Raw genomic sequence first — 18,411 nt, 5'->3', positions numbered from 1 at the left:
TGGCGAACTGCAGTGCCCTTGCCGGTGTGACGATCGTGCGGGACGCCGAATTCCTCCCCGTTCGCCGAGCGGTCGCGCCGGACGCCGGTTCGTGGACGGTTCCCGGTGGTCACCTCGAATTCGACGAAGCGCCGCGCGAGGGAGCCGTTCGCGAACTCGAAGAAGAGGCCGGCATCGTGGCCACACCCGACGATCCCGTCCTGTCTGCTGGGGGGAACAACGGTCAATCAATTCATCCGGCAACCGAACCTGATACAGCTCAATATCCTGAAGGCAGCGACGCGGGTTAGACAACTGTTCCCGCTTATCCATATCGTCCCAACTCATCTGCTTCTCTCTCCCGATTTGAGCAGCCCCAATCACGATTTTCGTCGGTGACCGATTCGCGCGCTGTATCTTGCACGCCGATTTCAGCAGATAACCACTCTGTGATTTGGATAGGACGAAGACTTCAGCTAATCCCTATTGTCCGGAAGCTGTTCACACTCTGTTGGATACTCGCCCAGTGGTCATCGATATCAACCCCTCAACCGAAACCAGAATCCCACAGCAGACGTCAACTATCGGTATTCTTCGCGTACTGCCGCAAGTATGCCTCCTCTGAGGGACGTTTTCCCGGGCTCCGTGTGCGAACTGCGCCATGTAGGTTCGCACTAACGGCGACCATGACTGGCGCACTGATCTCTGCAAACCCGTGGAAGGCATCTCTCACACGACTTCCTGGTGGTGAACCACGAGATCACTGACCTGTTTCGGTGCGGCTCAGTCGTCGGTTTTCGCCGGCTCCTCGGTGACGTTGATCGAGACGCCGATGTCCTCGTTGGTTTCGCCAAAGCCCGCGCTCAGGACCCGGGTCAGCGCGTCCTCGACGCGCTCGTCGGTCTCGGTGTAGTCGTCGGGAGTGACCTCGATCACGAACCCGGTGGTAATGTTCGGCGCGGTCGGCAGGAAGAGGACGTCGCGGCCGTCCTCGGTCTGCTTGCCGGTCTTGAACGCCGTCATCCGCATCCCGTTCCACGTTTCGAGTTTCACCGGGGCCTGGAGATCGCCGGTGCCCGTGACCGCGGTCTCGACCGCCATCTTCGAGGCGTTGTAGACCACCCGGAGCCCCGGGAGGCTGTTCATCACGTCGTCGATCGCGCCCTCGACCAGCGGCCCCGTGGCCGTGCGCATCAGGTAACCGATCGCGAACACGAGGAGGGCGAACAGGACCAGCGTGAGCGGGACTCGAACCCACGGCGGTTCGATGCTCTCGACGAACGGCAGGGTGGCGATCCGGCCGTAGATGAACGCGATGACGTAGAGCGTGACGATAACCGGCACGAGCACGATCAGCCCGCTCGTGGCGTCGCGCTTCCAGGAGGCCATTTGTTCGTCGGTCACCGCCGATCGTAATGAGCGCTTCCCCTACCCGGGCCTCCGTTCTACCGGCCCGCGACCGCCCGGAGCGCGAACGCGAGGTTCTCCTTTCGCTCCATCGCCCGCCGGGAGAAATAGGACAGCCACTTCCCGCCGTACGGGGCGTACTGCCAGACGTCGTACTCTTCGGCCAGTTCGACCTGAGCCTCCTCGCGCACGCCCATCAGCATCTGTATCTCGAACTCCGTTCCGAACTCGTCGTGGCGCTCGATCGCGTGTTCGATCATCGCCGGGTCGTGACTCCCCACCGCGATCCCGCCGTCGAACTCCTCGAACACGAGATCGAGACAGTCGCGGTAGGCCTCGTTGACCCGACTCTTCTCGCGGTGGGCGATCGCCGCCGGCTCGTCGTACGCGCCCTTCACGAGGCGGACCTTCCCCGGCAGGTCCGCGAGTCGGTGGAGGTCCTCGGGGGTGCGCTTGAGGTTCGCCTGGATGCAGACGCCGACCCGCTCGTACTCCGCTGCGTGCTCGGCGTAGGCGTCGAGCGTGACGTCGGTCGTCGAGTGGTCCTCCATGTCGATCCAGACGAACTGGTCGTGCTCCGCGGCCTGGTCCACGATGACCGCGAGGTTCTCCCGGAAGGTCGCCTCGCCGATCCCGAGCCCGATCTGGGAGGGTTTGACCGAGACACACGCCCCCAATCCGGCGTTCGCGATGTCCGTGAGGAGTTCGCAGTAGGCGTCGCGGTCCTCGATCGCCGGCTCCGGGCGCTCGTAGTGCTCGCCGAGCCGATTGCAGATGGTCCGCACGCCGCGCGCTTCGAGCTGGCGGGCGTGTTCGAGGAGTTCGGCCGGCGTCTCGCCGGCGACGAACCGACTCGCGATCGGCGGGATCATACCGCAATTCTTGCCCGGCCCGTCAATATACTGTCGAAACCGGCCCCCAGTGCTCCGGTGAACTACGTCCTGCTCTTTGATGTGGTCCACGCGATCGCGCCGTCTCCGACAGTATCATACCGCCGACCGCCGATCCGACGGTATGGAACCCGTCGCGGTCGTCGCCGTCGCGTTCTGGGCGATGCTGCCGGCGTACGTCCCGAACAACGCTGCGGTCCTCGTCGGCGGCGGTCGTCCCATCGACGCGGGGCGGACCTGGCGCGGCGCGCGCGTGCTCGGCGACGGCAAGACCTGGCGCGGGACGCTCGCGGGCGCGCTCGCGGGGATCGCGCTCGCCCTCGTCCTGAACGCCATCGAACCCACTGTTTCGGCTGCAACCGGCATTCCGCTCCCCACCTTTCCCCCGGCTGCGATGGTCGCGCTCCCGATCGGCGCGATGGTCGGCGACGCGGCCGCCTCCTTCCTCAAGCGCCGCACGGGGCGGGCCCGCGGCGCGGCCTTCCCCGGCGTCGACCAGTTCGACTTCGTCCTCGGCGCACTCTTCCTGACTGCTCTCGGCGCGTTCGAGTGGTTCGTCGCGACCTTCACGCTCCCCGTCCTGCTGGTCGTCCTCGTCCTCACCCCGCTGCTGCACGTCGGCACCAACGTCGTGGCCTATCGGATGGGACTGAAGAGCGAGCCGTGGTAAGACCCACTTTTTTCCTTCGTCGGGTGTCCTCGCGCGCCGGAGGCGCGCTGCGGGCACCACTCCTCGCAAAAACCTGGACTAAAAACACCCGCTCGTTCGCCTTCGGCTCACTCGCGGTGGACCGCGCTCGCTTCGCTTACGGCCCGCTTCGCTCGCGCGGATGCTCCCACCGTCCGCTCCGCACAGCACCGCCCGAGCCCTCGGCCGTTCGCTTCGCTCACGGCCTCGCCCTCGATCCACCAGGAACTACACCACACTCCAACCGCAACCGCCGAAGCCCTCGGTCACTCACTCCGTTCGTTCCCTCGCCCTTCATCCACCAGGAGAGCAAGCTCTCCTGAGTCTCGTGGTTCGAAAATCAGAGATTTTCGTCATCACGAAGGACGCGAAGCGTCTTTCGGACGAACTCGCTGCGTTCTCGTGAACGAAAGTTCGGAGCACGTGGAACGTGCTCCGGCACTCGTCGAGACGCCAGGCCCGCACCGCCACCACATCGCAGCCACAACAGCCCCGCAACCGCCGCCACACCGTCGCACCGCAACCGCCGCCTCAGCGCCGCGTCGTCACCTCACAGCCGTCCTCGGTGACGATGACGGTATGCTCTTTCTGACTCACGAGCGCGCCCTCGTCCTCCTTCAACACCGGGTAGCCGTGGACCACGCTCTGGCGTTCGAGCCGTCGCAGCGCCATCTCGGGCCGATCGACGTCGAGCCACCGGGTGGCAAATGGGAGGGTCCGGAACTGTTCGGTGATCTGATCGAGCGCCTTGCGCGCGTCACGATTCCTGACCGACTGTTCGCGGTCGAGCGCGAAGATCTGTTCGTCGCTTCCTTCCGAGACCTTCCCGCCGCCGTCGGTGGCGAACGGCTCGACGGCGACCACGTCGCCCGCTTCGAGTTCGACGCTCTGGCTCACCGCCCGATTCGGGATGTTCGGTGGCGTGTGCTGGTCCCATCGGCCGAGCCCGTGGCCCGTGAGATTGACCACCGGGTTGTAGCCGTAGTCGTCGATGACCTCCTCGATCGCCGCCCCGATCTCGCCGGTCTCGACGCCGGGCTCGACGAGATCGAGCGCCGCATCGAGCGCGGCCTCGGGTGCTTCCGCGAGCTCGTCGTGCCCCGAGAGATCCGCGGTGATGGCGGTGTCGGCGAGCCAGCCGTCGATATGCACCCCGATGTCGAGGTTGATCATCTCCTCGCCAAAGGTACTCTCATCGTCGGCGCTCGGCGTGGCGTGGGCGGCCTCCTCGTCGATCGAGATGTTGACCGGGAAGGCGGGCTCGCCACCGAGCTCCCGGATGCGATCCTCGGTCCACTCCGCGAGTTCGAGGTGGCTCGCGCCGACCTCGACGCGTTCTGCGGCCTCCTCGCGCACCTGGGCGAGGATCTCGCCCGCCTCGCGGTGTTTCTCGTACTGCTCCGACGAGAGGTCCACGTCGCTCATGGCTCGACGTTGGACCGAACCACCAAAACGCCTGCCGTTCGCTCGACGCTCGATCGCCCCGCCCTCACAGCCACCGTTCCAGTCGTTCCTCGACACCGTCACTTCCGTGCGGTGCTCGTCTGCATCGCTTCGGTGTTGTACGCGCTGCCCGCCCGCCCCGTCTCGTCGAGCACGATGATCCCCGCCTCGCTCCCGGTCACGTCCGCCAGCTCGTCGATGGCGTGCTCGGCGGCCGCCTCGGGATCGTCGCCGGCTTCGAGGCGCTCGACTGCCAAGCGCGAGAGCGTCACCCGCGCGATGTCCTCGCCGGCCCCGGTCGCGCTCGCGCCGCCCGCCGGCGTGGCGTAGAACCCGCTCCCGACCTGGGGGACGTCGCCCACTCGCCCGGCGAGCGCACACCACCGCCCGCCGGTCGAGGTCGCCGCCGCAATTTTCCCATCCTCGACCGCGACCGCCCCGACCGTATCCCCCCTTCCGGAGCACTCGGTCCCCTCGCGCTCCGACTCCCGTCTCGCGCCGCTCGACGGGACGCCGAACTGCTCGCGCACCCATGCGAGCCGTTCCTCGGTATCGCCCTCACCGGGTGGCGAGAGGTCGGCCCACCGCTCGCGGGTCCGCTCGGTCGTAAGATCGACGTCGGTCTCGATCCCGAACCCCTCGGCCAGCGAGACGGCGTGCTCGCCGGCGACGAGCACGTGCGGCGTTTCCTCCATCACTACCCGGGCGACCGTCCCGGCGTCGCGGACGCCGGGCATCGAGCACGCCGCCCCCACCTCGCGCTCGTCGGTCATGATCCCCGCATCGGTTCTGACGACCCCGTCATCCTGAATCGCCCCGCCGACACCGGCGTTGAACCGCGGGGCACGTTCGAGGACGCCGATCGCGGCGACGACGGCGGCGGTCGGCGTCGGTTCCTCCGCGCCGGTCGCCGCAGCCTCGTCGAGGACTGCCTGGCGCGACGCGGGTTCGTCTGGTGCGCTGCCCGCCCCACCGTGGACGATGAGCTGCATGAGTGCGCCACCGGGGCCGGTCGCATAACCCTCACGAACCGGCGCGTCGCCGTCGTGTCCCGGATCGGAGAACGGTAGACCTTTGAGCGCCCCACGACGAGTTCTGATGATATGAGCTACGACCGAGTCGAGGTCCCCGACGAGGGCGAGCGCATCGAAGCCACCGGCAGCGACGAGTTCGACGTCCCCGACGAGCCGATCATCCCGATCATCCACGGCGACGGTATCGGCCAGGACGTCGCGCCCGCCGCCCAGCGCGTGCTGGGAGCGGCCGCCGAGGCCACGGGACGCGAGATCCACTGGATGCGCCTCTACGCCGGCGAGGCCGCCCGCGAGCGCTACGACGAGAACCTCCCCGCGGACACCCTGGAGGCGCTCCGGGAGTTCACCGTCGGGATCAAGGGCCCGCTCACCACCCCCGTCGGCGCGGGCTTTCGCAGCCTGAACGTCGCGCTCCGCAAGCGTCTCGATCTCTACACCAACGTCCGGCCGACGTTCCACATCGACGGCGTCCCCTCGCCGGTATCCGACCCGGGTGCGATGGACATGGTCAACTTCCGGGAGAATACTGAAGATGTGTACGCCGGCATCGAGTGGGAGGCCGGCACCGACGAGGTCGAGCAGGTCCGCGAGTTCGTCGAGGAGGAGATGGAGTTCGACGAGTCGATCCACGAGGGAGCGGTCGGCATCGGTGTCAAACCCATCACCGAGTTCGGCACCAAACGCCTCGTTCGGAAGGCGATCGACTACGCGCTCGATCACGACCGCGACTCGGTCACGCTGGTCCACAAGGGCAACATCATGAAGTTCACCGAGGGCGCGTTCAGTGACTGGGGCTACGAGGTCGCAGAGGAGGAGTACGGCGACGAGGTCATCACCGAGGACACCCTCTGGGAGGACGAGGACGGCGAGGCCCCCGAGGACACGCTCGTGGTCAACGACCGGATCGCGGACAACATGCTCCAGCAGATCCTCACTCGCACGAGTGACTACGACGTCCTCGCGATGCCGAATCTCAACGGCGACTACCTCTCGGATTCGGCCGGCGCACAGATCGGCGGGCTCGGGATCGCGCCCGGCGCGAACATCGGCGACGGCCGGATGGTCGCCGAACCGGTCCACGGCTCCGCGCCCAAACACGCCGGCAAGGACAAGGCCAACCCGACCGCGCTGATCCTCTCGGGCCGCATCCTGTTCCAGGAGCTCGGCTGGAACGACGCCGCCCAGAAGGTCTACGACGCCGTCGAGGCCACCATCTCCTCGAAGCAGGTCACCTACGACATCCACCGCCAGATCGAGGGCGGCGAGAAGCTCGCCACCAGCGAGTTCGCCGACGTCATCGCCGACAACATCGAGTAACGACGCTGCAGGGTTCTTCTCTCCGTCTCACATTCCGGGAATCAGCGCCGTGACGTCGACGGTTTCGAGCACGAGCCACGCGACGAACGCCGCGTAGACGCCCAGCAGGACGTACCCCTCCCGTTCGGTGAGCGTCAGGTCGGTTCTGAGCACCGTGAACAGCACCAGCGTCGCGACGGTCAGAAACCCCATCATCGGGACGGTGGCGGCGAAGTCGATCGGCGCGGTGCCGGCGACCAGCACGCCCGCGGGCACGGCGACGAGCAGATCGAACGTGTTGCTCCCGAGCACGTTCGCGAGACTGGTGACGCCCTCACCCCGCCGAGCGGCCTGGACGCTCACGAACGCGTCGGGCAGGCTGGTGCCGGCCGCGACGACGGTCAGCCCCCAGAGGGAACTCGGCGTGTCGAACAGTTCGCCGAACCCGAGCGCCGCCTGCACCAGGCCCTCGACCGCGATCACGATGAGCACGAGGCTCGCCGCGAGCACCGCCCACTCCCGCACGGCGTCGATCTCCTCGCCTGGCTCCGCCGGCTCGTACTCCACGACGTCCTGGTACTGGATGAACACGTACAGCGCGTACAGTCCGAGCGGCGCGAGCGCGAGCGGCCGCGTGACGGTGCCGACGAGCGATCCCGGTGCGGTCGGGTTGTAGATGACCGCGAGCGCGAACGTGATCAGCAGCCCCGCGACCGCGAGCATGTAGAACTGGGCCTCCTTGTACACGAGCGTGCGATCCGCCTCCAGGTCTCCGGAACTGAAGAAGCCGCTGAGCGCCGGGATCACCAGGACGTTGAACACCGCGGAGCCGACGATCGCGCTCACGCCGAGTTCGAACTCGCCGTGGAGCAGCGTCGAGAGCACGGTCGCCGAGAGTTCGGGGAAGCTCGATCCGATCGCCGCGACGATCGCACCCTGGACGACCGCCGGCAGGCCGTAGTGTGCCGACAGCCGGTCGCTGGCGCGCTCCAGCAGGCTGCTCCCCTTCCAGACGCCGGCGGTGGCCGCGACCGCGATCACCCCGTACAGGAGGGTCTGACTCGCGCTCATCGCCCCGTGCTACCGAGGGGTGGCCCATAACACGCCTGATCTCGACCAGCGGGCCGCGACTCAGCCGAGCTGGTCGGCCACGATCGCGTCCGCGCGCTCGACGAACCCCTCCTTCTCGTCCGCCGGGATGGTGGCCCCGGCGGCGACGTCGTGACCGCCGCCGTCGCCCCCGAGTGCGCGGGCGGCCTCGCCCATCACCGCCGAGAGGTCGAGCCCCTCTCGCACCAAGCGATGGCTCCCGCGGGCCGAGACCTTGCTCTCCGTGTCGCTCTTCGCCGCGAATGCGATGATCGGTCGATCCGAGCGCGTCGCGTCGGCTCCGAGCGCCATCCCGGCGACGATCCCCACGATCGTCTCGCGAATCTCCTCGCCCGCGTCGAACCACTGGAGGTGCTCCTCGCCCGTCACTCCCGTTCGCTTCACCCAGTCGAGCCCGGTCGCGAGGTTCCGACGGTGGTTCGAGAGCAGGCGTCGCGCCCGGTCGAGCGCCGCGTCGCGATCGCCGAGACAGACCGCGAGGCCCACGTCCGCGCGGTCGTAGCGGGCGGTGGCATTCAACAGGGTCGAGAACTCGCTCGCGTCTCTGAGTTCGGTGCCCGTCGGTTCCTCGGCCAACGTGTAGGTCGTGCCCACGAGGTCGTCGATCCGTCCGGCGGGGACGCCGCGCTCGACCGCGCGCTGGACGAGCCCGCTCGCCACCGCCTGGCGCTCGCCGTCGTCGAGGTCGACCCACCGCCGCCAGCCGTCGCCGTCTTCGAGATCGAGACCGAGCCCCGAGAGGAACTCGCGTGCCCCGCGCTCGCTCCCCGAGATCCCCGGGATCCGCACGTCGGTCGCGTACTCCAGCAGTTTCGGCAACGGCCGCGTCTGCTTGCCGTAGAGCGCGAGGTCGGTGGCCTCCTCGACGACGCCCGCTTCGCAGCCCTCGGCGACGATCGCCCCGTTCGCGCCCGTGAGCTCGCCGTCGCTCGCCTGCATATCGCCCACCGCGCCGACGACCGCGAGCCCGGCGAGATCGCGGTTGTCCGTCGTCGCCTCCCCGCTCGTGTCACCGTCACGCTCCGCCAGCGCTCGCGCGAGAACGTACGTCGTCCCCGCCCCCGAGAGCTCCGACGATCCGTCGAGGCCGACGAGCAGCGGATTCAGGTGGTATTCGGTATCGGCGTCGGCGGGCTGGTGGTGATCGGCGATCACCGGTGTGAACGCACCGCTGGCCTCGTGTTCGGCGATGTGATCGAGCTGGCCGCTGCCGAAGTCGGTGAACAGCACGGTCTCGAACCCGCGCTCAGCGATCGCGGCGATCGCGTCGGCGTCGAGCTGCTTTTCGAAAACGACCTCGAACGGGACTTCGGCGCGTTCGAGCGCGCTTGCGGCGATCGCGGCGCTCGTCAGCCCATCGGCGTCGATGTGAGATGCGACCAGGACGGAGTCGGCGTCGCGGAGCCGGTCGGCACAGGCCACCGCACGTGCGTCGAGTTCGGGGACCGGACCACCCATCGGTGTCGGGTACGTCGCAATCGCGTTTAAACCTCCGGCCTGGATGGCGGTGTCGAATGGCCTCCCGGGCCCCGGTAGCTCTCGCTCGGTGTCGCCACGTTCGTGGCATGTCGTCAATAGGTTTATTGCAAAATGGGACTTGGTCCCACTATGGACAGCAAACGTGTCGCCATACTCGCCGGTGTGATTGGTGTCCTGAGTGCGGTTGTGAAAACTGTACCGGGGATTCTTCTCGATGGCTCGTTCGAGGGTGGGCCTCCGAGCTGGCTACCGATGTTCGGAACGGTTGGACAATCAACGATACTGTACATCTATGGAATAGATACCGTTGGAGCACTTCTGATGGTAGCCCTCGCGGTCGGCTTCGGGTATTATGCGAGCCGACAGCTTGACCTTCGCTATGAGTACCGGCAGTTCTGCGGGGCAGTCGTGGCTGGTACGACGATACCTCTCATCGTAGCGTGGGTGGTAGTGGCGGGGGCGTTTGTCCTCGGGAGCTTTGGCGGGTTCAGCGTTCTTGCGACGACAGCAATGGTTCTGCGCTTGTTTGCCACTATCTCGTTGCCAGTTGCAGTCGGTGTATTTGCTGGTGCAGCACTCACCCACTTCTCAAAGAACGGGTACAGGCCACCGGAGTCGGATGGAGCAAACACTGACGTGACATCTACAACGAGCTAAGTCATCCTCTACCGCTGCTACCTGCTGTCCTGTAGCTGTTCCATCGTTGTGTGGCCGGCCTGTTTTACCGTTCGCTCCTGGGCAGAGCTCGAAACGACGCCTGACGCTCTTAGCAGCTGGCAGCGGAGTTCCGGAGGACGACCCGTACTAACCAGGAAGTCGCTCGGCCGTCTCGCGGGCCAGGGCCTCGAACGACGCCTCCGAGGGCACGACATCGACCCCGATCCCCGCGGCTGCCGCGGTCAGCCGGGTCGGCTCGCCGATGGCCCCGACGACCGCGCCCTCCAACCCCGTGATCGCCGCCTCACGAATTCCACGATCGGCGGCCGTGTCGAGGAAGTGCTCGACCGTGAGCGAGGAGGTGAACAGTGCGGCCCCGAGATCCCCCGAAGCGGCGAGCTCGGTCGAGCGGCCTGCGTCCGGCGGGCGAGCGAGTTCGTAGAGGATCGTCTCGTGGACGTACGCGCCGTGCTCGGCGAGCCCGTCGGTGAGTACCGCCGAGCCGTGATCGCTTCTGGCGACCTCGACGCGCGCGCCAGGCACGTCCTCGGCGAGATGAGCCACGAGACCTGCCGAAGAGAACTCGTCGGGGACGCGATCGACCTGATAGCCCGCCGCCCGGAGCGCGTCGGCGGTCGCGGTGCCGATCGCACACACCGATCCGTCGGGTTCCCATCCGGCGTCGGCGACGATCTCGACGCCGGTCTTGCTCGTCAGGATCGTGTACTCGGCGTCCGCTCGCGGCACGGCTCCCGTGGATTCGATCGCGAGCATCGGGTCCGCCACCGGCTCGACGCCGAGCGATTCGAGGAGTTCGGTCGCCTGTTCGATCCGCTCGTCGGCCGGCCGGAACACCGCGACCTTCATCGTCGGAGGAACTCCCGCACCCGGTCGCGCTCGCCGGCCACCTCGCCGATGACGGTGACGGCGGGCGGTTCGACGTCCTCGCGGTCGGCGACTCGGGTGATCGTTTCGAGCGTGCCGGTCACGACCCGTTCGTCGGGTCGGCTCGCGCGCTCGACCAGCGCCACCGGCACTTCACCACGCATCCCGGCCTCACGGAGTGCTGCGGTGTACTCGGGCAGTTTGCCGACGCCCATCAGCACGACGATCGTTCCACCGGTGGCAGCCAGCGCGTTCCAGTCGACTGCCGATTCCTCTTTCGTGGGGTCCTCGTGGCCGGTCACGACCGAGACCGACGAGGCGTGCTCGCGGTGGGTCGCGGGGATGCCCGCGAGTGCGGGGACGGCGAGCGCCGAGGTCACGCCAGGCACCACCCGAAACTCGACGCCGTGCTCGGCGAGATGGGCCGCCTCCTCGCCCCCACGGCCGAACACGAACGGATCGCCGCCCTTCAGCCGAACTACCTGATTCCCCTCGCGCGCGAGCTCGACGAGGCGCTCGTTGGTGTACTCCTGACTGGTGCGCTCGCCACCCGCGCGCTTGCCGACGTCCTCGCGCTTCCCTTCGGGGATGGTCTCGATGATCTCGGGGCCGGGGAGCTTGTCGTGGAGTACGACGTCGGCCTCGTCGATGAGTCGGCGCGCTTTCAGCGTCAGGAGCTCGGGATCGCCGGGGCCGCTCCCCACGAGGTGGACCACGCCGTTCGAGTCGGCTCCGTCGGACGTTTCGGCCGCGGACCCGGTGTCGGCGTCGGTCATTCCGCGCGTTTCGCCTCCCGTTCCTCGTCCGCCCGGGCCTCGTCGATCAGATCGGCCGCGCCCCGGTCGGCGAGTTCGGCGGCGAGCTCGCGCGCTGCCGTCGGATGGCGTTCGATCGGGAGGTCGCGGGTCGCGGCCACCTCCTCGGTGCCGTCCCGACTCAGCACGCGGACCGCGACCCGGACGTACTCGCCCTGGATCACCGCGTGTGCGCCCATCGGCGCGACACACCCGCCGCCGAGCTCCTCCAGAACCACTCGCTCGACCGTGGTCTCGACCCGCGTTCGGGGGTGATCCAGCACCTCGTGCAGCGTTTCCGCGAGGTCGCCGTCCTGGGCCGTTATCGCGAGTGCGCCCTGGCCGGGCGCTGGAACGAACTCGTCGGTCGGCAGCTCCTCGGTCGGAACGTGGCGGGCGAGACCCGCACGCTCCAGTCCCGCCGCCGCGAGCACGATGGCGTCGAATTCGGTCTCGGTCTCACGCTCGAGCGACCGGCGCTCGATCTCGTTCAGGTCGTCGAACCACTCCTGAGGCGTGCGGTCGTACGCCGGCAGGTCGTCCGCACTCTCGCCGTCATCGTCCTTGCCGCTCTCGTCCCCCTCCTCGTCCGCTTTCGCGGCCTCCATCCGCCGTTCGTGTTCGCGCTGGCGGTGCGGCGCGAGCAGCTTCTCGATTCGAGTGTCGACGTTCCCCCGGAGTGGCCGGACGTCGAGATCGGGCCGCACCGCGAGCAGCTCCGCCTTCCGCCGGAGGCTCGACGTGCCGACGACGCTGCTCTCGGAGAGATCGTCGAACGGTGTTCCGTCGGGCGTGAGGAGTAGATCGCCGGGCGTGGCGCGCTGGGGGACGCCAGCGATCACGAGGTTTGTGGGGCTCTCGGTTGGGACGTCCTTCATCGAGTGGACCGCGGCGTCACAGTCGCCGTCGAGCACCCGCTCGTCGAGCGCGCGGACGAACGCGCCGGTCTTGCCGAGCCGGTGGATGAGTTCGTCGCGGAGCTGGTCGCCTTTCGTGTCGACCTCGACCAGCTCGACCGTGTGGCGGCGGGCTTCGAGGCGTTCTTTCACCGTCGCCGCCTGACGAAGGGCGAGATCCGAGCCCCGCGTCGCCAGGCGAACGGTCCCGTCGCGCGCGTTCATACCCTGGTTCGGACACCGAGCTTCAAACCACCTTCGAGAGGAGCGCGGTCGCCGCCCGGTCCCGTGGCTGTGGTGGACGAATCGATCACGAGCCACGGGCTGCTCCGTCGTGGCGGTGGCGTGGAGAAGGCCCGATTACGCGTTGTTCATCCGCAGCGCCGTCTCGTCGCCGCAGATCATGCACTCGCTGATCCGATAGGGTTCGCGCGAGAACTCCGCGTTCTCCGCCTTGCCGCTCTCGGTCCGCAGCTCGATCGAGACGCTGTGTGTCGTGTCGCGCTCGCAGACGTCGCAGGATTCGCTGACGCCGTCGGCAGCATCGGTGCGGGTTGACATCGACAGATGCTCAGGAGGAGAGGGACATAAACCACCGATTCCGTTATGCTCTGTTCCGACGTTTCAACGGCCAGAAACGCCAAATACGCCGGGAACGGTGCTCTGCATCCCATTGCGGCGATCATCGTTCAACCGTTCATCGCGACCGAAACAATCGAAAACGGCCGAAAGAATTATATAAGATGTGCCCTGCGACCGATTCATCCGGAAGCGTCTAAGGCGCACCGCCGTCCAGTTCCCGTATGGACCAGATGTTCGCCCCGTGGCGCATCGAGTGGGTCGAGCGCGACGGCGACCCGGACGGGTGTGCGTTCTGTGATCTCCCCGAACGCGATGCGGACCGCGAATCCCGCATCGTGGCCCGGAGCGAGCACGCCTTCTGCCTCCTGAACAACGCCCCGTACAATCCGGGTCACGCGATGGTGATTCCCTACCGCCACACCGGTTCGTACCCCGATCTCGACGACGAGGCACTCCTCGATCACTCGCGGCTCGTCCAGCGCACGCTCGCGGCGATCGACGAGGGACTCGATCCCGACGGGGCGAACACCGGGATGAACCTCGGGGATTCGGCCGGCGGCTCGATCGGCGATCACCTCCACACCCACGTCGTCCCGCGCTGGGCGGGCGACACCAACTTCATGCCGGTGGTGAGCGACACGAAGGTGATCGTCGAGGCGATCGAGGACACCTACGATCACCTCCACGACGCGTTCGCCGATCAGGACGACGTTCGCGACCCCGGGCCCGACGAGGCGATCGTCGTCGAGTGAGGTCACATCCCCGCACGCGCGGTGTCGAAGCGTCTATGCCGACCGCTCGCCAACCGTCGACGATGAGTCGCGCGGCCGCGGTCCGGCGGGTCGGGCTGCTCGTGCTCGCCGCGAACGTCGTGCTCGTCGCGGTCAAGGGGGCGGCGTGGGTCACCACCGGGAGCCTCGCGGTCGGCTCGGAGGCCGCGAACTCCCTCGTGGATGCGGGCTACGCCGCCGTCGTGCTCGGCGGGCTCTACCTCACGACCCAGCCACCCGACAGCGAACACCCGCACGGTCACGAGCGGATCGAGCCGTTCGTCGCACTTGCGATCGCGCTCGCGGTCTTTCTGACCGGCGGCACAGTTCTGTGGCGGTCGCTCACCGCGATCGGGTCCGGTGACGTGACCGCCACCGGCAGCCCGATCGCGGTCGCGGTGCTCGGGGGCGCGGCGATCGGCAAGTTCGGACTGTATCGGTACTGTCTCGCCGCCGGTCGAACCCACGACTCGCCCGCACTGACCGCCACCGCGCTCGACAACCGCAACGACGTGCTGACCGCGGGCGCGGCGCTCTGTGGCGTGCTCGGCGCACGACTCGGCTTTCCACTACTGGACCCGCTCGCGGCCGCGATCGTCTCGGTGGGAATTCTTTACACGGGCGTCGAGGTCGTCCGGGACAACCTGCCGTATCTCGTCGGTGGCGCGCCCTCCGAGGACTTCCAGGCCAGAATCCTCAGGCGCGCGCTCGCCCATCCGGACGTCGAGGGCGCACACGACGTGATCGCCCATTACGTGGGTCCGGAGATCGACGTCAGCCTCCACATCGAGGTCGAGGGCGACCGCACGCTGAGAGATGCCCACGCGATCGAGAGCGCGGTCGTCGAGTCGATCCGCGCGCTCGACCGGGTCGACGACGTGTTCGTTCATCTCGACCCGAAGGAACTCGACGAGTGGAAGGCGGATCCGGACGCCGATCGGCTGGTTCGTCGACCCGAGGAGCCGCCCGACGACGGTGAACCCTCACCCAACGGGAGCCGCCAGTGACGACTACTCCGGAAAGATGCTCTCGGGGAGGTACGCCGAGACCGTCCAGTTCGGAGCGTCCACGACCTCGCTGACCTTCAGATCGACCGCGGCCGAACACAGGATGTACGCCTCCGCCCGGGTCAGCCCGCGCTCGTCGTGGAGGTGGTCGATCATGTGCCGTACTGCCTTCTTCGTCGCCGTCATGAGGTCGTCGCTGATGCCCGTGGTCCCGTACATCGGTTCGTCGACGCCGGTGGGGGTGAACGGCCCTCCAGTTCGGAACTGGGGCTGTTCGATCGCCATGTCCGAGCGCACGTCGAACCGTGCGGTCACGAACATCGGCGCTTCGATCCCCGTCACGCAGACCTCGCCGTCGCCCTGGGCCGCGTGACAGTCGCCGGTCGAGAACAGGCCGCCCTCGACTTCGACAGGCAAGAAGAGTGTCGAGCCTTCGGTGAGGTGTTTGACGTCCATGTTCCCGCCGACGTCGCGCGGCGGGAGCGTGTCGTGTTCACCGTCCTCGCCTGGCGCGACCCCGATGGTCCCCGGGAACGGGTCGAGCGGGATCTCGATGCCGTTCACGAACTGGCCGACGTCGCCCTCCAGATCCCAGATGTGGAGGCCTGGCTCCTCGAAATCGTCGGGCAGCAGTCCGAGCCCCATCTCGCCGGGGAAGAAGACGTTGTACCCCCAGCCCTTGTGCTGGCAGTCGAGGAGTTCGACTTCGAGGACGTCGCCCGGCTCCGCGCCCTCGACCGCGACCGGGCCCGTGAGCGGGTGGACGGGATCGAAACTCACGTCCGGGACGTCCGCGACGGTGGTCTCGACGTCGATCTGGCCGTCGACCGCGTCGCGGCACTCGAACCGGACGACGTCGCCCGGCTCGACGGTCAGCGCGGGATCGAGGCTGTTGTCCCACGCGCTGTGAATGTTCTCGTCGCGATCGCTCAGTCGGTGATCAACGGTGTACTCGCGCTCGCTACGTGACATGCGGTCACAATCGACGCGACGAACACCGATAAGCTTGCAGGGCGAGCAGCCACGAAACGCTCGGCTAGACCGTCGTTCGGGGGACTGCAACGCTTGCCTCGCCCGTGACGACGCCATCGATCCGCGCCGTGACGGTGCCGTCCTCGCTGCCGCCGGTCGCACTGGTGCTGACGGTCTTCGACCACTCGACGCGGTCGCCGGCCGCCACCTCGCGCCGGACGACGATGGACTCGTCGTCGTCGGCGATGGCGGTCGTCGGCCAGTAGACCGCTGCGAGGAACTCGCCGTCGACATCCGACGTGTTCGCGGCGACGAACGAGAGTTCGACGCTGCCGTTCCGCTTGGCGTCGAACGATCGGAGTTCGAACGACGGTGCAGGTTTGGCAAGCGTCTCGACGGCCCCGCTCGGCAGCGACCACGTCGCCGTCTCGCCGCCGTGTCGACAGCGGATCTGCGCTTTCCCGGTTTCGAGCGGCGACGGTGGTTCGAAAACGACCCAGCCGACGGATCGGTATTCCGCCCTGCTGGCGGCGTAGCCGACCGTCCCGCGCCCGGCGAGGCTTCCCCGGTTGTACGCATCGGTCGTCTGTGCCTCGGTGCCGACGGCCGAGAACGTCCCGCTGTCAGCAATCAGTGAGAACGAACCGAGTCCCGGTGGCGCACCAGCGTCGAATTCATCCCCCGTAGCGCTCCGCACTGCGGCGACGACGAACTGCCGGTCGGGCCGAACGAGGACGCCGCCCGATCCCAGGATAGGCTGGTAGGTGACCGCCTTCCTGGCGACCGGGTTCGACACGGCGACCCGAACGCCGCCGATCGATCGGACCTGGCCATCGGGTGGCGGTGCGTCGGGTGACTTCGGCGACGTCTCGTGGCTGGAGGTCGCGTCCGTCGTGGCGTCGGTCGATTGTTCGGGTTTCGCCGTCTCATCGGGTTGTGGCGGTTCGGTCGGCGGTTGTTCGGTCGCCGTTGGGGTCGACGTCAGGTTGACCGTCGTCGGTTCGGCGTCCGTTGGGCTCCGTGCCGTCGATTCGGTCCCCGTGCGCGCCGTCGCCTCGCCGTCTCTCCGATTCGTCTCGTTCGCGGACGGCGTGTCTTCGGCGGCACAGCCGGCGAGTCCGCCGAGGCCGCAGAGCAGCGCAGCGGTGCGGAGGGCGTCGCGCCTCGTCGGAGCCATCGCTTTCTCCAACGGAAGGATGTGGTAAGTGTTTTCTCCCCGCACTGTTCCCGACCGGTCGTCTGCCACGACCGACTCAAACCGGTTCGCCGAACGCGTACACCGTGTTCTGACCGGTGATCTCGACGGTGAGGAGGTCCCCCGGTTCGACGCCGTACTCGGGTGCGTTCTGGATGATGACCTGGCGGTAGGCTTCGTCGTAGCACTTGACCGACTCCTCAGTACCGGGTTCGACGACCAGCACCTCGTGGCGCTCGCCGACCATCGACTCGTAGGCCGCACCCACGACGTCCATCTTCAGGTCGGACATCGCCTTCGAGCGCTCCTTCTTTTTCGTGCCACCGAGGCCCTTCATGCCGGCGGCGTCGGTGCCTGGCCGCTTCGAAAAGCGCGTGACGTTGATTCTCTCGGGCTGGGTCTCGCGGAGGAGCTCCATCGACGCCTCGTGATCGGCGTCGGTCTCGGTCGGGAAGCCCGTGATGAAGTCGGTCGCGAGCGTCCAGTGATCGAGGCGGTCGTCGAAGGCTTCGACCACCTCGCGGAACTCGCGCACCTGGTGCTGGCGGCGCATCTCTCCCAATACTTCGTCGCTCCCGCTCTGGACCGGTGCGTGGAGGAAGTTGTAGAGCTTCTCGTTGTCCGCGAACACGTCGGCCACCTCCTCGCGGATGCCGTGGACGCCTTTCGGGTTCGCCATCCCCACACGTACCCGAAAGTCGCCGTCGATGGCACAGATCCGATCGAGGAGTTCGTGGAGCTTCCGTTCGCCGTCGTCCCAGCCGTACACGCCGGTGTCCTGACCAGTAACGCGAATCTCCTTCGCGCCGGCGTGGACCAGCGCGCGGGCTTTCTCGACGTTTTCCTCTACTGGCGGCGAGTCGATCTTGCCGGTGGCGTGCTTGGTGATGCAGTACGAGCAGTCGCTCATGCAGCCCCGGGCGATCGGGAGGATCCCCACCACGCCGTCGAGGATCGGTTCCGTGCCGGGGGTCGTCGTCGGACACTCGCCGTTCAGCACGACCTCGGGCACCTCGTCCCAGCCACAGACCGTGGCGTCGAGGTCGGCGAACTCCTCGCCCTGAGCGAGCGCCATGCAGCCGGTGACGACGAGGTCTGCAGTCTCGGCTTCGAGTTCGCGCGCCCGACTGAGCATGTTGGTCTCGGTTGTCTCGACCACGGTGCAGGTGTTGAGGATGGCCACGTCGGCCGCTTTGGGGCCGTCGACCGGGTGATGGCCGCCGTCGCGGAGCCGGCGCTCGATCGCGCGGCTCTCCCCGCGGTTCGCGGTGCAGCCGTAGGTTTCGAGGTGGTAGCTGGCCATCCGCTCTCGTCGGTCCTCGGGCGT

19 protein-coding genes are annotated in these 18,411 nt (G+C 67.5%); 6 read left to right on the top strand and 13 right to left on the bottom strand.

Annotated elements, in window-relative coordinates:
• The first annotated feature begins 26 nt into the window (after positions 1-26).
• Positions 27-290, top strand: coding sequence for an NUDIX domain-containing protein (locus TX76_RS17100; protein WP_195156044.1), 264 nt, complete (start codon positions 27-29; stop codon positions 288-290).
• Between the two features lie 472 nt (positions 291-762).
• Here TX76_RS17100 and TX76_RS10785 read toward each other — a convergent pair whose 3' ends face one another.
• Positions 763-1,368, bottom strand: coding sequence for a DUF502 domain-containing protein (locus TX76_RS10785; protein ID WP_049902443.1), 606 nt, complete (start codon positions 1,366-1,368; stop codon positions 763-765).
• A gap of 56 nt (positions 1,369-1,424) precedes the next feature.
• A complete protein-coding gene (locus TX76_RS10780) occupies positions 1,425-2,258 on the bottom strand; it encodes a proline dehydrogenase family protein (RefSeq protein WP_049902442.1) in 834 nt (277 codons plus the stop codon).
• A gap of 142 nt (positions 2,259-2,400) precedes the next feature.
• Between TX76_RS10780 and TX76_RS10775 the strand changes: the two genes are divergently transcribed.
• Positions 2,401-2,946 carry a CDP-2,3-bis-(O-geranylgeranyl)-sn-glycerol synthase gene (locus TX76_RS10775; RefSeq protein ID WP_049902440.1) on the top strand — a complete coding sequence of 182 codons (546 nt, stop codon included), beginning with the start codon at positions 2,401-2,403 and terminating at the stop codon, positions 2,944-2,946.
• Between the two features lie 549 nt (positions 2,947-3,495).
• Here TX76_RS10775 and map read toward each other — a convergent pair.
• Together map and TX76_RS10765 are read right to left on the bottom strand one after the other, a co-directional pair.
• Positions 3,496-4,389, bottom strand: coding sequence for a type II methionyl aminopeptidase (gene map, locus TX76_RS10770; protein ID WP_049902439.1), 894 nt, complete (start codon positions 4,387-4,389; stop codon positions 3,496-3,498).
• A 98-nt stretch (positions 4,390-4,487) separates the two neighbouring features.
• On the bottom strand, positions 4,488-5,399 hold the full coding sequence (locus TX76_RS10765; protein WP_049902551.1) for an isoaspartyl peptidase/L-asparaginase: 912 nt from the start codon (positions 5,397-5,399) through the stop codon (positions 4,488-4,490).
• A gap of 111 nt (positions 5,400-5,510) precedes the next feature.
• Here TX76_RS10765 and icd point away from each other — a divergent pair, with 111 nt between their 5' ends.
• The gene (gene icd / locus TX76_RS10760; RefSeq protein ID WP_049902437.1) at positions 5,511-6,758 is read left to right on the top strand and encodes an isocitrate dehydrogenase (NADP(+)); all 1,248 of its coding nucleotides are present in this window, start codon (positions 5,511-5,513) and stop codon (positions 6,756-6,758) included.
• A 27-nt stretch (positions 6,759-6,785) separates the two neighbouring features.
• On the opposite strand, the gene TX76_RS10755 is transcribed toward icd, so the two are convergent.
• Positions 6,786-7,808 carry a sodium:calcium antiporter gene (locus TX76_RS10755; RefSeq protein ID WP_049902435.1) on the bottom strand — a complete coding sequence of 341 codons (1,023 nt, stop codon included), beginning with the start codon at positions 7,806-7,808 and terminating at the stop codon, positions 6,786-6,788.
• Positions 7,809-7,868: 60 nt separating this feature from the next.
• The gene (locus TX76_RS10750; RefSeq protein WP_049902433.1) at positions 7,869-9,305 is read right to left on the bottom strand and encodes a single-stranded-DNA-specific exonuclease RecJ; all 1,437 of its coding nucleotides are present in this window, start codon (positions 9,303-9,305) and stop codon (positions 7,869-7,871) included.
• Between the two features lie 150 nt (positions 9,306-9,455).
• Here TX76_RS10750 and TX76_RS10745 point away from each other — a divergent pair, with 150 nt between their 5' ends.
• Complete coding sequence (locus tag TX76_RS10745) at positions 9,456-9,983, top strand: hypothetical protein (RefSeq protein ID WP_049902432.1); 528 nt, start codon at positions 9,456-9,458, stop codon at positions 9,981-9,983.
• Positions 9,984-10,130: 147 nt separating this feature from the next.
• Here the strand turns inward: TX76_RS10745 and TX76_RS10740 are convergent, their stop codons facing one another.
• From TX76_RS10740 to TX76_RS10725, 4 genes are all read right to left on the bottom strand, one after another.
• Positions 10,131-10,850, bottom strand: coding sequence for a uroporphyrinogen-III synthase (locus tag TX76_RS10740; protein ID WP_049902431.1), 720 nt, complete (start codon positions 10,848-10,850; stop codon positions 10,131-10,133).
• Positions 10,847-11,644 (bottom strand): uroporphyrinogen-III C-methyltransferase, encoded by a 798-nt coding sequence (gene cobA / locus TX76_RS10735; RefSeq protein ID WP_049902429.1) that lies wholly within the window; start codon positions 11,642-11,644, stop codon positions 10,847-10,849. Before cobA ends, TX76_RS10740 begins: the two co-directional genes overlap by 4 nt.
• Complete coding sequence (hemC, locus tag TX76_RS10730; RefSeq protein ID WP_049902428.1) at positions 11,641-12,783, bottom strand: hydroxymethylbilane synthase; 1,143 nt, start codon at positions 12,781-12,783, stop codon at positions 11,641-11,643. Before hemC ends, cobA begins: the two co-directional genes overlap by 4 nt.
• 135 nt (positions 12,784-12,918) lie before the next feature.
• The gene (locus tag TX76_RS10725) at positions 12,919-13,119 is read right to left on the bottom strand and encodes a DUF7835 family putative zinc beta-ribbon protein (protein WP_049902426.1); all 201 of its coding nucleotides are present in this window, start codon (positions 13,117-13,119) and stop codon (positions 12,919-12,921) included.
• A 242-nt stretch (positions 13,120-13,361) separates the two neighbouring features.
• Between TX76_RS10725 and TX76_RS10720 the strand changes: the two genes are divergently transcribed.
• Together TX76_RS10720 and TX76_RS10715 are read left to right on the top strand one after the other, a co-directional pair.
• Positions 13,362-13,892 carry an HIT family protein gene (locus TX76_RS10720; protein ID WP_049902425.1) on the top strand — a complete coding sequence of 177 codons (531 nt, stop codon included), beginning with the start codon at positions 13,362-13,364 and terminating at the stop codon, positions 13,890-13,892.
• Between the two features lie 62 nt (positions 13,893-13,954).
• Positions 13,955-14,917 (top strand): cation diffusion facilitator family transporter, encoded by a 963-nt coding sequence (locus tag TX76_RS10715; RefSeq protein ID WP_049902424.1) that lies wholly within the window; start codon positions 13,955-13,957, stop codon positions 14,915-14,917.
• Between the two features lie 3 nt (positions 14,918-14,920).
• Here the strand turns inward: TX76_RS10715 and TX76_RS10710 are convergent, their stop codons facing one another.
• The 3 genes from TX76_RS10710 to TX76_RS10700 form a co-directional block, all read right to left on the bottom strand.
• Positions 14,921-15,889, bottom strand: a complete 969-nt coding sequence (locus tag TX76_RS10710; RefSeq protein WP_049902422.1) for an acetamidase/formamidase family protein — start codon at positions 15,887-15,889, stop codon at positions 14,921-14,923.
• A 64-nt stretch (positions 15,890-15,953) separates the two neighbouring features.
• Positions 15,954-17,066 carry a hypothetical protein gene (locus TX76_RS10705; protein ID WP_049902421.1) on the bottom strand — a complete coding sequence of 371 codons (1,113 nt, stop codon included), beginning with the start codon at positions 17,064-17,066 and terminating at the stop codon, positions 15,954-15,956.
• 76 nt (positions 17,067-17,142) lie between these two features.
• Positions 17,143-18,387, bottom strand: a complete 1,245-nt coding sequence (locus tag TX76_RS10700; protein WP_049902420.1) for a tRNA (N(6)-L-threonylcarbamoyladenosine(37)-C(2))-methylthiotransferase — start codon at positions 18,385-18,387, stop codon at positions 17,143-17,145.
• Positions 18,388-18,411: the final 24 nt, after the last annotated feature.

It is taken from the genome of Halococcus agarilyticus (assembly GCF_000334895.1).
Lineage (GTDB): Archaea > Halobacteriota > Halobacteria > Halobacteriales > Halococcaceae > Halococcus > Halococcus agarilyticus.
Note: the sequence above shows the minus strand (reverse complement) of the source record. Positions and strands in the feature narration are given on the sequence as shown.

Bases quoted from the DNA above. Each gene is read 5' to 3' on its own strand.
- hemC (WP_049902428.1), bottom strand. From the start codon at position 12,783: ATGAACGCGCGCGACGGGACCGTTCGCCTGGCGACGCGGGGCTCGGAT.
- TX76_RS10700 (WP_049902420.1), bottom strand. From the start codon at position 18,387: ATGGCCAGCTACCACCTCGAAACCTACGGCTGCACCGCGAACCGCGGG.
- TX76_RS10780 (WP_049902442.1), bottom strand. From the start codon at position 2,258: ATGATCCCGCCGATCGCGAGTCGGTTCGTCGCCGGCGAGACGCCGGCC.
- TX76_RS10720 (WP_049902425.1), top strand. From the start codon at position 13,362: ATGGACCAGATGTTCGCCCCGTGGCGCATCGAGTGGGTCGAGCGCGAC.
- TX76_RS10740 (WP_049902431.1), bottom strand. From the start codon at position 10,850: ATGAAGGTCGCGGTGTTCCGGCCGGCCGACGAGCGGATCGAACAGGCG.
- TX76_RS10750 (WP_049902433.1), bottom strand. From the start codon at position 9,305: ATGGGTGGTCCGGTCCCCGAACTCGACGCACGTGCGGTGGCCTGTGCC.
- icd (WP_049902437.1), top strand. From the start codon at position 5,511: ATGAGCTACGACCGAGTCGAGGTCCCCGACGAGGGCGAGCGCATCGAA.
- TX76_RS10710 (WP_049902422.1), bottom strand. From the start codon at position 15,889: ATGTCACGTAGCGAGCGCGAGTACACCGTTGATCACCGACTGAGCGAT.
- TX76_RS10705 (WP_049902421.1), bottom strand. From the start codon at position 17,066: ATGGCTCCGACGAGGCGCGACGCCCTCCGCACCGCTGCGCTGCTCTGC.
- TX76_RS10775 (WP_049902440.1), top strand. From the start codon at position 2,401: ATGGAACCCGTCGCGGTCGTCGCCGTCGCGTTCTGGGCGATGCTGCCG.
- TX76_RS10765 (WP_049902551.1), bottom strand. From the start codon at position 5,399: ATGCAGCTCATCGTCCACGGTGGGGCGGGCAGCGCACCAGACGAACCC.
- map (WP_049902439.1), bottom strand. From the start codon at position 4,389: ATGAGCGACGTGGACCTCTCGTCGGAGCAGTACGAGAAACACCGCGAG.
- TX76_RS10715 (WP_049902424.1), top strand. From the start codon at position 13,955: ATGAGTCGCGCGGCCGCGGTCCGGCGGGTCGGGCTGCTCGTGCTCGCC.
- cobA (WP_049902429.1), bottom strand. From the start codon at position 11,644: ATGACCGACGCCGACACCGGGTCCGCGGCCGAAACGTCCGACGGAGCC.
- TX76_RS10745 (WP_049902432.1), top strand. From the start codon at position 9,456: ATGGACAGCAAACGTGTCGCCATACTCGCCGGTGTGATTGGTGTCCTG.
- TX76_RS10755 (WP_049902435.1), bottom strand. From the start codon at position 7,808: ATGAGCGCGAGTCAGACCCTCCTGTACGGGGTGATCGCGGTCGCGGCC.
- TX76_RS10785 (WP_049902443.1), bottom strand. From the start codon at position 1,368: ATGGCCTCCTGGAAGCGCGACGCCACGAGCGGGCTGATCGTGCTCGTG.
- TX76_RS10725 (WP_049902426.1), bottom strand. From the start codon at position 13,119: ATGTCAACCCGCACCGATGCTGCCGACGGCGTCAGCGAATCCTGCGAC.